Below are 13,573 nucleotides of genomic sequence, written 5' to 3'. Positions count from 1 at the left end.
CCAATGGGCAGCCAACTACAACCTGGCACGCCCACACTCGGCCCTTGGAGGCATCAGCCCGTTCCAAAGACTGAACAACCTTCTTGGAAACGACACCTAGGCCGAGAACCGTGCCTCGACCTGAATCTCCGCCAGCCGCTCGACCTCGCCATAGGTGACGGCCAGTTCGGTGTCGCGGTCCGTCTCGATCCGCGCGCCCAGCGAAGCCAGTAGGGATGCGGTGGTGTAGTTGCGCACGACAAAGATGGCGCCGAAGCCAAATTTTTCCTCATAGGCGCCGAGCAGTTCCAGCAGCAACTGCTGCTGGCCGGCGGTCATGGCGTCGAGGCTCTCTGCGTCCTTCTCGTCGGCGACAATCCTTGCGGCCTTGATGCGCGGATCGAGTGGCGTGTAGGCCTTCACCACCTCGAATTTCTCGGCCTCGTCGGCAGCACGGAACTGGGTACGCAGTGCAAAGAACAGGCCATAGGGGCTATCATTGACAGGCGCCAGCTCGCCATCGAAGGCGCGTTCGGCCAGCACTTCTCCATTGCGGAAGCATTGACCGAAGGTCTCGACAAACCCAACCTTGTCCATCTTCGACGGCACCAGCTTCGGCTTCACATAGGGATGTTCCTTTGCCCAATGCCGGGCGATGTCGATGCGGCGGGCGATCCAGACCTTGTCGTGGCTCTGTACATGTTCGATGAAGCGCTTGAGTGCCGCGATACGGCCGGCGCGACCGACGAGGCGGCAATGCAGGCCGATCGAAAACATCTTCGGCCGGCCGGCCGCCCCTTCGGCATAGAGATAGTCGAAGGTGTCCTTGAGATAGGCGAAGAACTGGTCGCCTGAATTGAAGCCGTTCGGCGTGCCGAAGCGCATGTCGTTGGCTTCGAGCGTGTAGGGGATGATCAGTTGCGCGCGGCCCTGATGCTCGCGCCAGTAGGGCAGGTCGTCGTCATAGGTGTCGGAGACGTAGGCGAAGCCGCCCTCCTCGGAGACCAGGTCAACGGTGTTGACCGAGCAGCGGCCGGTGTACCAGCCGGTGGGGCGCTCGCCGGTGGCCAGCGCGTGCAGGCGGATCGCTTCCTTTATCTGGGCACGCTCCTCATCGGCCGGCATGTCCTTGTGCTCGACCCATTTGTAGCCATGGCTGGCGATTTCCCAATCGGCCTGCTGCATGGCGCGCAACTGTTCAGGTGCGCGCATCAGCGCGGTTGCGACGCCATAGACAGTGACCGGCACGTCGAGGTCGGTGAACAGACGATGCAGCCGCCAGAATCCGGCGCGGGCGCCATATTCGTAGACCGACTCCATGTTCCAGTGGCGCTGGCCCGGCCACTGCGCAGCACCCGGGATTTCCGACAGAAAGGCCTCGCTCGCGGCATCGCCATGCAGGATGTTGTTTTCGCCGCCTTCCTCGTAGTTGAGCACGAACTGCACGGCAACATTGGCGCCGCCTGGCCAGTTGGCATGGGGCGGGTTCTCGCCGTAGCCGCGCATGTCGCGTGGGTATCGCATGAAGGCCTCCTCGGATGCGCGGTCGCTTCCCGCGCGAATGACTGTGTGTTGACGTCCGACGTCGCGGCATAAGCCCGGCGCCTCATATTCGGTTCACTGTGAAAATCGTATCCAATAATTCGGCGAAAGGACTATGGCAGGCCTCTACGCAACGCCTGTGTCAGCCGCGCGACAGGCGCCGCCTGGTCCCACGGCACCTGGCGCGTTCCAAACTTCGCTGCCATCGCCAGCACCGAGGCAAATTCTTCGACGGCAACCGGCGGCTGGTTCTTGAGCCAGTGCCGGTCGAACACCGGCATGGCGAACTGGCCGGCATGCATCTCGATCCAGACTTTCGCGTCGGGCAGCAACGGCCTGATACCATTCCAGTCGACAAAACCTTCGCCGAGCGGTGCCAGAAAGCGTCGGATACCGTTCTCCTGGAAGCGCATGACGGCATCGTCGACATAAAGCTGAGTGGCATATGGCGCAACACGCCGGGCCGCCGCGACAGGATCTTCCAACCGGCAGAGCACGTTGACCGGGTCGAAGGCCACACCGAGCACATCGGCCCCGATCCTTTCGACCAGCGCCACAATCTCTGATGTTGCTATTTCCTCATGCGTTTTGAGCAGCAGCTTCGAGCCATTCCGGCGCAGGGCCGGAGCGCAGCGGCAAAGCAGCTCAGCTACGCCGTCGAGCTGGGCCTGCCAGCTCACATCGGCCTCGAAGCGATCCTCGATCATGCCGATGATGAAGAACATGTCGCGGATGTCGATGCCGGCGGCGAGCTCGACCAGTCTCTCGATACCTGCCTGCATGTCGCCGCCACCGGCGTCGACGATTGGCTGGCTGCGGGCGGGCAGCGCCGGATTGACGATGCCGAGCATCGACGAGATTTCCAGGCCCAAGCGGTTCGCCTCGGCGCGGGCGGCGGCCAATTCTGCCGGATCGAGCGTCGGGCTGACGTCGAAGAGTGAGTTGAACAGCAGCCCCTGCAGCCCCAGCTTCGCGGCGGCCTGCAGCGCCTCGACAGCAGTGAGGTTCCTACCGCCCGGCAATGAACTCTTGATGATGCCGATCATACTGACGCCTCGCCGGAAAAATGGTGCGCAGCAGCCATCTGGGCGCGTCGGACAGCGGCCAGCCTGGCAGCCCAAGCACTTGGATACTATCCTGTATCAAAAAATCCTTGTCAATGGATACAATCGCTGTCATCAGCATCAAACGGAGTTGCCGCGCCTCGCGCGTATCGAAGGAGCCATCCCATGACCCAGACCTATGAAAGCGTCGCCGGCCTTTCAGTCCACCCGGCGCTGCGCGCCTTCGTCGAGCAGGAGGTGCTGCCCGGCGCCCGGCTTGAACCAGCCGCTTTCTGGAGCGGGCTTGCGGAGATCATTCGCGACCTCGCGCCCCGGCATCACGAACTGCTCGCCATTCGCGACGAACTGCAGGGGAAGATCGATGCCTGGCATCTGGAGCACAAGGGCAAGCCGCATGACGGCACCGCCTACGAGCAATTCCTGCGTGACATCGGCTATCTGGTGCCGGCACCTGCCGCCGACGCCTACCAGGTGGCGACCAAGAACGTCGACGCCGAGATCGGCACCATCGCCGGCCCCCAGCTGGTGGTGCCGCTGTCCAATGCCCGCTACGCGCTGAATGCCGCCAATGCGCGCTGGGGTTCGCTCTATGACGCGCTCTACGGCACCGATGCCATTCCCGCGACCGGTGGCGCCGAAAAGAGCAAGGCGTTCAACCCGGCCCGTGCCAGGCTGGTCATCGCCCGTGTCCGCGAATTCCTCGATCAGGTCGTGCCGCTGGCTGCCGGCCGCCATGCCGACGCTGTCGGCTACATCGTCGAGCACGGCAAGCTGCAGGTGACCTTGGCCGACGGCAAGAAGATCGGCCTTCGTTCGCCCAGCCAGTTTGCCGGCTTCACCGGCCCGCGCCATGAGCCGAGAAGCGTGCTCCTGGTCAATAACGGCCTGCATATGGAGCTGGTGCTCGACCGCGAGCATCAGGTCGGCGCGCTCGACGCCGCCGGCATATCAGACGTGGTCATCGAGGCGGCGATCTCGATCATCATGGATCTCGAGGATGCGGTTTCATCAGTCGACGCCGAAGACAAGATTGTCGTCTACCGCAACTGGCAGCGCCTGATGGACGGCAGCCTGAGCTCGGAATTTGTCCGGGACGGCAAGACCGTCACCCGCAAGCTGGTCGAAGACCGGGTCTTCACCGCACCCGGCGGCGGCACGCTTGTGCTGCATGGCCGTTCGACAATGCTGGTGCGCAATGTCGGCCACCACATGTTCACAGACGCCGTGCTCGACGCGGCCGGCAAGCCGGTGCCCGAGGCAATCCTCGACGCGGCGATCACCGTTGCCAGTGCGGCACAAGACATCCGCGGCGAAAATGCCATACGCAACAGCCGCACCGGTTCGGTCTATGTCGTGAAGCCGAAAATGCACGGCCCCGACGAGGTCGGCCTCTCCGACCTGTTGTTCAAGCGCATCGAGGAGCTCGTCGGCCTGCCCAAATACACGATGAAGATCGGCGTCATGGACGAGGAGCGCCGCACATCAGTCAACCTCGCCGCCTGCATGTCCAAGGTGCGCGACCGCACGGTGTTCATCAACACCGGCTTCCTCGACCGCACCGGCGACGAGATCCACACCTCGATGGAAGCCGGCCCGATGATGCGTAAGGCCGAGATGGCAAGCGCCACCTGGCTGAAGGCCTATGAGGCGAACAGTGTCGATGTCGGCATTGCCCGCAACCTTCCCGGCCGCGCCCAGATTGGCAAGGGCATGTGGGCGGCCCCCGACCAGATGGCCGGCCTGCTCGACAAGAAGATCGCCCATCCGCTGGCCGGTGCCAGCACCGCCTGGGTGCCGACACCGACGGCAGCCGTGCTGCATGCCATGCATTATCACCTCGTCGACGTCGCGGCAGTCCAGGACGAACTGCGCGGCAGGGAGCATGCCTCGCTGACCGATCTGCTGACCATTCCGCTGGCGACCCGCAGCTACAGCGCCGACGAGATCAAGGCCGAGCTCGAAAACAACCTGCAGGGCCTGCTCGGTTACGTCGTGCGCTGGGTCGGCCAGGGCGTTGGCGTGTCGACCGTACCCGACCTCGACGATGTAAGGCTGATGGAAGATCGCGCGACGCTGCGCATCTCTTCCCAGCACGTCGCCAACTGGCTGCGCCACGGCATCGTCGGCGAGACGGAGGTGCGCGAAACGATGCGGCGCATGGCAGCCGTCGTCGACAGGCAGAACGCCGAGACCGAAGGCTACAAGCCGCTGGCACCGGGCTTCGACAGCCCTGCCTTCAAGGCCGCCGAGGACCTTGTCTTCAACGGCCGTACGCAGTCGAGCGGGTACACCGAGCATGTGCTCCATATCAGGCGTCGCGAGACCAAGGCGCTGTCGGCCTGAGGCCTTCGACATCGAGATTGGAAGGCCCCGCTTGTCGGGGCCTTTCTTTTCCCCCAGTCGAACATCGGTTGCACCGACTGCCCGGCTGAGGGAATGTCGGCCGAAAGCAAATCGGCCGGAGGTGCATCATGGGCGCAGGCATCCATCACATCACGCTCATCACCCGCAAGGTGCAGGCCAATGTCGACTTCTATGTCGGTTTCCTCGGGCTCCGGCTGGTCAAGCAGACCGGCGGTTATGAAGACGCGACGCAGCTTCACCTGTTCTATGGCGATGGCGCAGCCAAGCCGGGAACGTTGATCACCTTCCTCGTCTGGGAGGACGGCGGACCCGGCCGCATCGGCCACGGCCAGGCGAGCGAGATATCGCTCGCCATCGATCCGGCCAGCATAGGGTTCTGGCTGACGCGGGCGCTATCGCATCACATCGAGATTTCGGGCCCGATGGAAGAGATGGGCGAGCCGACGCTCAGGCTGAAAGACCCCGACGGAGTGATCGTCAAGTTGGTTGGGGTGGCAGGCTTCCCTGCCCCGGTGGATTGGGACGGTTCGAGCGTTCCGGTCGAGCACGCCATCCGCCGCATCCGCGGCGCCACCATCATGACCGAGGTGCCCGAGCTGACCGAAAGTTTCATTGCCAAGCATTTTGGCTATCGGCCCCAGACGAGCACCGAGTTCATCCGCCGGCTGATTTCCGACTCCGGCGACGTTGTCGATATCCGCGACGCCAAGGGTTTCTGGTCGAGCGCGCCGGGTACCGGCACCATCGACCACATAGCCTTCCGTGCCCAAGACGTCGCCGAGGTCGAACGGGTGCATGGCGAATTGGGCTCCAGCAATTCCTCGATCACCAACGTGCATGACCGCAAGTATTTCTACTCGCTCTATGTGCGCGAACCGGGCGGCACGCTGATCGAGCTGGCGACCGATGCGCCCGGAATGGCGGTGGACGAAGCCCTGGACGAACTCGGCACGCATCTGTTCGTGCCGCCCGACCGCGCCGACAAGATCGATGAGCTGAAGACGATGCTGCCGCAATTCGCCTGGCCGGGCGAGGAGCGCGTCATCTATCGCGAACTGCCTTTCGTGCACCGCTTCTATACGCCCGAAAATGCAGATGGCACGACGATCGTGCTGCTGCACGGCTCGGGCGGCAACGAGACCAGCCTTCTCCCCTTCGCCGCCAAGGCCGCGCCGAATGCCACCCTGCTGGCACTGCGTGGCCGCGCCACCGACGAAGGCGCACCACGCTGGTTTCGCCGCTTCTCGGCCAACAAATTCGACCAGGCCGACATCAGGTCGGAGGCCAAGGCGCTGGTCGCCTTCGTGGAGGGAGCCATCGAGGCTTACCGGCTCGATCCGGCAAAGCTAGTGTTTCTTGGGCACTCCAACGGCGCCAACATGCTGGCTGCCGCCATGCTGTTGCATCCTGGCGCCATCAGGCGGGCGGCGCTGCTGCGCGCAGCGATGGTGCTGGAACAACCGCCGGCGGCCGACCTGTCGGATACCGAGGTGCTGTCGATCGCGGGCGACGTCGACGTGTTCAGCAGCTTCGGCCCCGAACTCGCCGACCTGCTGCGCGACGCCGGCGCCGAGGTCGATGCCCGCACCATATCCTCAGGCCACGCTTTCGAGGCGGCCGATATCGAGATCGTCAGAGACTGGCTGGCCGCTCGCAATCTCTAACGGCGCGCCTTGCCGGGTCATACCAGAGGCTTGAGCCTGGCCTCGATCGACGCCCGCCTGTCCTCGAGGAACGGCGGCAGCGACAAGCGTTCGCCGAGCGTCTCCATCGGTTCATCGACGGCGAAACCCGGGCCGTCGGTAGCGATCTCGAACAGCACGCCGGCGGGCTCGCGGAAATAGAGCGAACGGAAATAGTAGCGCTCGACCTCGCCACTCGACGGCAGCCGAAACTCCTGCAGCCGCGCTGTCCATTCGTGGATCTGCTCGACGTCTGGTGTGCGGAAGGCGACGTGATGGACGCCGCCTGCACCTTGCATCGCTGGATTGAGTTTCGGCTGGACGGTGACGTGCAACTCGGCCGCAGGCCCGCCCTCACCCATTTCGTAGGCATGGACATGGCCTTCGCCATCGGGCGAGGGAAAATCGAGCAGCTTGCGCAGATTCATCACCCTGGTCAGCACCAGCTCGGTGTTGGCGAGGTTGGGCACGCTGATGGTGATCGGCCCGAGGCCCCTGATCTGGTGCTCTGATGGAATTGTACTTGCCGACCACTCGTTGGCCGGTCCCTTGCCGCCGTCGTCGACCAGCCGCAGGCGCTGACCCTCGGGATCTTCGAAGTCGACCGACTTGTAGCCGCCAATGTCCGTTGTCTCCGAGGCGTCGATGCCCTTGGCTGCAAGGTGCTCGCGCCACCAGTCGAGCGACGTTTCGCCGGCGACGCGCAGGCCGGTGCGGCAGATGCTGTGGGTGCCGCGCTTCTCACGCCCCACCGGCCAGTCGAAGAAGGTCAGGTCCGAGCCCGGGCTTGCCTTTCCGTCGGCATAAAACAGGTGGTAGGCGCTGGTGTCGTCCTGGTTGACCGTCTTCTTGACCAGCCGCATGCCCAGCGTCCCTGTGTAGAAGCGCAGGTTACCAGGCGCATCCGCGGTAATGGCGGTGAGGTGGTGAATGCCCGTCAGTTGCAGCGTCATCAGAGCCTCCTGTTACCGGGAAGCCTAGAGATAGCGCCTTTGGGCCGTGGCGGCCACGCTCAATATTGCTCGCGCGGCAGGTGCACGACGAGGCCGTCGAGGGCGGCTGACATCTTGAGCTGGCAGGTAAGCCGGCTCCGCTCCGTCGGGTTCATCAGGCATTCGATCATGCCCTGCTCGGAATCGTCTGCTGCCGGCAGCTTTTCGGTCCAGCTCTCGTCGACATAGCAGTGGCAGGTGCCGCAGGCGCAGGAACCGCCGCATTCGGCGAGGATCTGGTCGATGCCGTTGGCAACAGCCACGGACATAACGCTCTGGCCTTCATTGGCCGTGAGTTCGGTTGCCTGGCCGTCGGCATCGACGAAGGTTACGCGGTACATAAGTCATCTCCTGAATCAGGCCGGGGTCAGCGTCAGGCGCAGCGCCTTGGGGCCACGCACGGACAGGCCGGGCTTGTATTGGGGCTCGGCTTCGGCGAGCGAAATCGACTTCAGCCGCTTGATCAGCGTGGTGAAGATCACCTCCATGTCGAGGCGCGCCAGATGGTTGCCGAGGCAGAAATGGGCGCCGCCGCCGAAAGCGAGGTGACGGTTGGGGTTGCGGGCGACATCAAAGCTGCCGGCGTCTTCGCCGAAGGCTGCCGGGTCGCGGTTGGCGGCGCCATAGAGCAGACCGAACTTGGTGCCGCGCGGGAACGCCTTGCCGCCGACCATGCAGTCGGTGGTCGAGTAACGGTGGAAGAAGGGCAGCGGCGATTCGAAGCGGAACATCTCCTGGATCGCCGTGTGGATCAGGCCCGGATTCTGCCGCAGACGCTCCATCTGGTCGGGAAAGCGCAGCAGCGCATGCATGCCAGAGCCGAGCACGTCGATGGTCGAGCCGTGGCCGGCCATCAGGATAAGCATGCAGGTCGAGACCAGCTCGTCTTCATTGAGGAGACCGGCATCCTGCGCCGCCATCAGGCGGGTGATCAGGTCTTCCTGCGGTGCGGTGCGGCGCTCGGCCATCAGCTTGAGCAGGTAGTGGTAGAATTCGGTCGTCGCCTGCTCGGCCAATGCCTTGCGCTCGTCGGAGCGATTGATGTCAAAGAACTGGACAACCCGTTCCGACCAGACGCGCAGCTGCGGGCAATCCTCATCAGGCACGCCAAGCACGCGGCCGATAATGTGGCCCGGCACCTGGGCGGCGAGGTCCTCGACGAAATCGATCTCGCCCTTGCCTATCAGGCCGTCCACCAACTTGTCGACGAAACTCTGGATCATGCCACGCTGCCGAGCAATGAAAGCAGGCGTGAACTCTCGGAACACCTGCTTGCGCAGCCGGTCGTGCACGTCGCCGTCGCTGTCGAGCATGGAGAACTGCACGAAGCGCTGATGGTGTGGCATGTCGAGCCAGTTCTGCCGGCGCTTCTGCTCAATGATCTCTTCTTCGGACATGAAGAATTCGGGCGAACGCACCATCGAGTTGTCGCGGGCGATGCCGGCGACGTCGTCGAAGCGGGCGACCAGCCACATGTCGAAGTCGGGGAAGAACTGCGGCTCACCCTTGTCGCGCAGCGCCGCATAGGCCGGATAGGGGTTCTGGGCGAAGGCGCGCGACAGCGGCTCGAATGCCGTGCCTGATTCGCTTGCCTTTGGGGTAGCGGTCGCCATCTTGTCGCTCCAACTGGATTGCCACCACGATGCGGCAGCTGTCGTCACAGGCTAGCGCCAACGGCGCCGATATGAATGCACCCCAGTCGCGCCTTGATGGATAAAACTCGCATCGTCGGTGACATGCCATTACAACGCTGGCAACGGACGAGCTTACCGGCCTGCGCAAAAATGACCAAAGACCACTGCGACGAGATCCTGTTTCACACGCCTGGGCGGCACGCCGAGGCCTATCCCTACAAGATCCTGGTCGCCGGGCGCACGCACTTCACCGAAAACGACGGGCTGGTGACGCGCCGCTTCCACCACCACACGCTGATCCTGACCATGTCAGGCCGCGGCCTGATCGAGATCGCCGGTCAGCGCTTCGCCGCCGGAGCCGGCAGCGTCGTCTGGCTCGATACGGCGATGCAATATGCCCATGGCTGCCACGCCGAGGCCGACCATTGGCACTATTTCTGGATGAGTATCGACGGCCACGGCCTCGACGCCGTGTTCGCCTTCCTGCGTGTCGGCCAGTCGCCGGTCTTTTCGGGATCGAACACTGCCGAGTCGCTGTTCGAGCAGGCGATCGGCACGCTCGGCCATCGCAGCCAGACCACCGACGCGCTGTCGAGCGCCATTGTCGGCCAGCTGATCGCGCTGCTGGTCGCCGAGCGCGGCGAGCAGGAGGAAGACAGCAGCGAGCGCATCCAGCGGCTGATGCGGGCGCTGAGGGCCGACATCGCCCGCAACTGGCAAATCGAGGACATGGCGGACATTTCCAGCCTCAGCGCCTCACAGTTGCACCGCCAGTTCCGCCAGAAGACCGGCACCACGCCGATGGACTGGATGCGCCACGAACGCATGAACCTCGCCAAGCGGCTTTTGACCTCCTCCGATGCCAAGATCTCGGCGGTGGCCTTGAGCTCAGGCTATGCCGATCCCTATCATTTCAGCCGCGACTTCCACCGCATTTCAGGCCAGTCGCCGAGCGAGTTTCGACGCGCACGCGGGCAGTGACGCATCCGCAACCCTGGCCCATGTCCTGCCCGTCGACATGCCAGATGGTTTCGGGCAGGCTGCGGTCAATCCAAACCAGCAAGATGAGCACGCCGCATGACATCGAAGCCAGCCGTCTACGAATTCAACGCGGCGATCGTGCGCGAGCCGGCGCGCTCGGTGGTCAACGGCCTGCGCGCCGACGATCGCGGCAACCCGACCTATGATGGCGTCAAGGCGGAGCACGCGGCCTACATCACAGCCATGCAGGCGGCGGGCGTCGAGGTCACGGTGCTGCCGGCGCTGGATAACTTCCCCGACTCGATCTTCGTCGAGGACCCCGCACTGGCTTTCCCTGAGGGTGCGATCCTGCTCCGGCCCGGCGCCGAGACCCGGGTCGGGGAAACCGCAGAAATCGCCCCGACACTGAAGGCGATGTTCAGCACCGTGCTCGACCTGCCGTCATCAGGCTTCGCTGACGGTGGCGACGTGCTGACCACGCCCCGGAGCGTGATGATCGGGCTGTCGGCCCGCACCGACCGCGCCGGTGCCGAAGGCCTCGTCGCCAGCCTCGACCGCCTCGGACGCAAGGGCGAGATCGTGCAGACCCCGGAAGGCGTGTTGCATTTCAAAACCGACTGCTCGCTGCTCGACGAAGAGACGATGCTGACCACCGAAAGGCTCGGCCGTTCTGGTGTGTTCGATGGCTTCCGGCAAGTCACCATCCCGGCAGGTGAGGAGCCAGCCGCCAACGCGCTGCGTGTCAACGGCGTGGTGATGGTGGGTTCCGACTATCCACGCACAATCGAGATGCTCGACCGGCTCGGCTACAATGTGGTGCCGCTCAAGACGACCGAGATCGGCAAGATCGACGCCGGCCTATCCTGCATGTCGCTGCGCTGGCATCGGCCAGCCAGCTAAGCGGAGCTTTTGGCGTTGCAGTCGCACGCCGTGACGCTGGGCGATCGTTTTATATATGCACAGACATGCATCACACGTATCGGTCAAGGAAGATCGCTACTCGTTCGGCTGATTAATCTTTCGACCCTTTGATCCACCCCGCAGCGATTGACAGATCCATGCATTTTCATGAATATGCATTTTCATAGATATGCAGCTCGACGCCCGGCAAGCCTGGCGGCCCTGAGGGGCGTCGAGCCATGGTGGCAGCGGTCTTGCCACGCCTGGGAGGGTCGACATGGCGGAACGGTCTTTTGCGCGGGAGGTCGAAGACCTCAAGCTCGGTGAGGGCGATCTCTTTCGCGGCGAGGGCATCCTCGCCATCACCAAGGCGCTGCTGCAGTCCGGCGTCTCTTATGTCGGCGGCTACCAGGGTTCGCCGATCTCGCATCTGATGGACGTTCTCGCCGATGCCAAGCCGGTGCTCGACGAGCTCGGCGTGCATTTCGAGTCTTCCGCTTCCGAAGCCGCTGCGGCCGCCATGCTGTCCGCCTCGGTGATGTACCCGCTGCGTGGCGCGGTGACCTGGAAATCGACCGCCGGCACCAATGTGGCCTGCGATGCGCTGACCAACCTGGCGTCGAGCGGCGTCAAGGGCGGCGCGCTGATCATCCTCGGCGAGGACTATGGCGAGGGCTCGTCGATCCCGCAGGAACGCAGCCATGCCTTCGCTATGAAGTCGCAGATGTGGCTGCTCGACCCGCGCCCCAATCTCGAATCGATCGTCAAGTCGGTCGAAGACGGTTTCGAGCTGTCGGAAGCGTCCAACACGCCCGTGATGATGCAGGTGCGCATCCGCGCCTGCCACGTGCATGGCCAGTTCGTCGCCAAGGACAACAAGCGTCCCGAATTCACGATCAAGGAGGCGCTGGAGAATCCGGTGCGCGATCTCGACCGCATCGTGCTGCCGCCGGTGTCGATCACCGTGCATGACCGCGAGAAGATCGAGAAACGCTGGCCGGCGGCCATCGATTTCATCAAGAGCCGCAAGTTGAACGAATGGTTCGGCCCCGACGCGGGTGATGTCGGCATCATCCTGCAAGGCGGCATGTACAACTCGGTGATGCGGGCGCTGCAACTGCTGGGGCTCGCCGACGCCTACGGCAACACAGCAATCCCGCTCTATGTGCTCAACGTCACCTATCCGCTGATCGACGACGAGGTGTCGGCATTCTGCGCCGGCAAGCGCGCCGTGCTGATGGTAGAGGAAGGGCACCCCGACTATCTCGAGCAGGCGGTGAACTCGATCCTGCGCCGGCGCGACATCAACACCAGGCTCGCCGGCAAGGGTGTGCTGCCGATCCGCGGCGACTATACGGCGGCCGTGCTGATGAACGGCATCCAGGCGTTTCTCGAGGAGCATGCCGTAGCCCTTCTCGGCAACCGCCCGCCGTTGCCCAGCGCCGATGCGGTGCTTGCCGATCCGAAGGTCAAGGCGCTTAACGCCGTCGTGCCCGCGCGCCCCGCTGGCTTCTGCACCGGCTGTCCGGAACGGCCGATCTTCGCCGCCATGAAGCTCGTCGAGCAGGAGCTCGGCGAACACCACGTCTCGGCCGACATCGGCTGCCACCTGTTTTCCATCCTGCCGCCGTTCAACATCGGCGGCTCCACCATGGGCTACGGCCTCGGCCCGGCCTCTGCCTCGGCCTTCAATGTCGACGCCGGCAAGCGCGCCATCTCGGTGATGGGCGATGGCGGCTTCTGGCACAACGGGCTAACCACCTCGGTCGGCAACGCCGTCTACAACAAGCATGACGGCGTCATCATGGTCGTCGACAACTACTATTCGTCGGCGACCGGCGGGCAGGACATATTGTCGTCACGCGCCGACAATCCGGAGCGCTCGACCAACAACTCGATCGTCAAGGCGGTAAAGGGCATCGGCGCCAAATGGGTGCGCCAGATCGACCGCACCTATGATGTGGCGAAGATGCGCGACACGCTGAAGGAGGCGCTGACCTCGAAGGAGGAAGGGCCGAAGATCATCGTCGCCTCCTCTGAATGCATGCTCAACCGTCAGCGGCGCGAGAAGCCGCTATTCTCCAAGGCTGTCAAGTCGGGCCAGCGCATGGTGCGCGAACGCTTCGGCGTCGACGAGGACACCTGCACCGGCGATCATGCCTGCATCCGCCTGTCAGGCTGTCCGTCGCTGTCGCTCAAGCATACCGACGACCCGCTGCGCGACGATCCGGTGGTGGCGATCGACAACACTTGCGTCGGCTGTGGCAATTGCGGCGAGGTCTCGGAGGCGGCAGTGCTATGCCCGTCCTTCTATCGCGCCGACATCATCTACAACCCCACCCGGCGCGACCGTTTCGCAGCCAGACTGCGCAACGCCGTCATCGGCTTCCTGCAGCGCCGCCGCGAAGCCAGGCGCGTGGTCTTCGGGTGAACGA

10 protein-coding genes are annotated in these 13,573 nt (G+C 64.0%); 5 read left to right on the top strand and 5 right to left on the bottom strand.

The window, feature by feature from the left end:
• Positions 1-96: 96 nt before the first annotated feature.
• Together puuE and HNQ95_RS16040 are read right to left on the bottom strand one after the other, a co-directional pair.
• The gene (gene puuE / locus HNQ95_RS16045; protein ID WP_067955501.1) at positions 97-1,503 is read right to left on the bottom strand and encodes an allantoinase PuuE; all 1,407 of its coding nucleotides are present in this window, start codon (positions 1,501-1,503) and stop codon (positions 97-99) included.
• Between the two features lie 131 nt (positions 1,504-1,634).
• Positions 1,635-2,567, bottom strand: a complete 933-nt coding sequence (locus HNQ95_RS16040) for a sugar phosphate isomerase/epimerase family protein (RefSeq protein ID WP_067955504.1) — start codon at positions 2,565-2,567, stop codon at positions 1,635-1,637.
• A gap of 183 nt (positions 2,568-2,750) precedes the next feature.
• Here HNQ95_RS16040 and HNQ95_RS16035 point away from each other — a divergent pair, with 183 nt between their 5' ends.
• Both HNQ95_RS16035 and HNQ95_RS16030 read left to right on the top strand, forming a co-directional pair.
• Positions 2,751-4,928: a malate synthase G gene (locus HNQ95_RS16035; RefSeq protein WP_182574513.1), complete on the top strand. Its 2,178-nt coding sequence runs from the start codon at positions 2,751-2,753 to the stop codon at positions 4,926-4,928.
• Positions 4,929-5,056: 128 nt separating this feature from the next.
• Positions 5,057-6,613 carry a VOC family protein gene (locus HNQ95_RS16030; protein ID WP_067955507.1) on the top strand — a complete coding sequence of 519 codons (1,557 nt, stop codon included), beginning with the start codon at positions 5,057-5,059 and terminating at the stop codon, positions 6,611-6,613.
• A gap of 17 nt (positions 6,614-6,630) precedes the next feature.
• On the opposite strand, the gene HNQ95_RS16025 is transcribed toward HNQ95_RS16030, so the two are convergent.
• From HNQ95_RS16025 to HNQ95_RS16015, 3 genes are read right to left on the bottom strand one after another with little or no spacing between them, the layout of a single operon-like run.
• Complete coding sequence (locus HNQ95_RS16025; protein ID WP_154385209.1) at positions 6,631-7,584, bottom strand: ring-cleaving dioxygenase; 954 nt, start codon at positions 7,582-7,584, stop codon at positions 6,631-6,633.
• 59 nt (positions 7,585-7,643) lie between these two features.
• Entirely contained in the window at positions 7,644-7,964 is a 321-nt protein-coding gene (locus tag HNQ95_RS16020; RefSeq protein WP_067955512.1) for a 2Fe-2S iron-sulfur cluster-binding protein, read from the bottom strand.
• A 15-nt stretch (positions 7,965-7,979) separates the two neighbouring features.
• Positions 7,980-9,236 (bottom strand): cytochrome P450, encoded by a 1,257-nt coding sequence (locus HNQ95_RS16015; RefSeq protein WP_154385210.1) that lies wholly within the window; start codon positions 9,234-9,236, stop codon positions 7,980-7,982.
• Positions 9,237-9,407: 171 nt separating this feature from the next.
• Here HNQ95_RS16015 and HNQ95_RS16010 point away from each other — a divergent pair, with 171 nt between their 5' ends.
• The 3 genes from HNQ95_RS16010 (at position 9,408) to HNQ95_RS16000 (ending at position 13,569) form a co-directional block, all read left to right on the top strand.
• Entirely contained in the window at positions 9,408-10,238 is an 831-nt protein-coding gene (locus tag HNQ95_RS16010; RefSeq protein WP_067955516.1) for an AraC family transcriptional regulator, read from the top strand.
• Positions 10,239-10,334: 96 nt separating this feature from the next.
• Positions 10,335-11,138 carry an arginine deiminase family protein gene (locus HNQ95_RS16005; protein ID WP_067955518.1) on the top strand — a complete coding sequence of 268 codons (804 nt, stop codon included), beginning with the start codon at positions 10,335-10,337 and terminating at the stop codon, positions 11,136-11,138.
• 277 nt (positions 11,139-11,415) lie between these two features.
• On the top strand, positions 11,416-13,569 hold the full coding sequence (locus HNQ95_RS16000) for a ferredoxin family protein (protein WP_067955519.1): 2,154 nt from the start codon (positions 11,416-11,418) through the stop codon (positions 13,567-13,569).
• Positions 13,570-13,573: the final 4 nt, after the last annotated feature.

Origin of the sequence: Aminobacter ciceronei (assembly GCF_014138625.1) — a bacterium.
Taxonomy (GTDB): Bacteria; Pseudomonadota; Alphaproteobacteria; order Rhizobiales; family Rhizobiaceae; genus Aminobacter; species Aminobacter ciceronei.
Note: the sequence above shows the minus strand (reverse complement) of the source record. Positions and strands in the feature narration are given on the sequence as shown.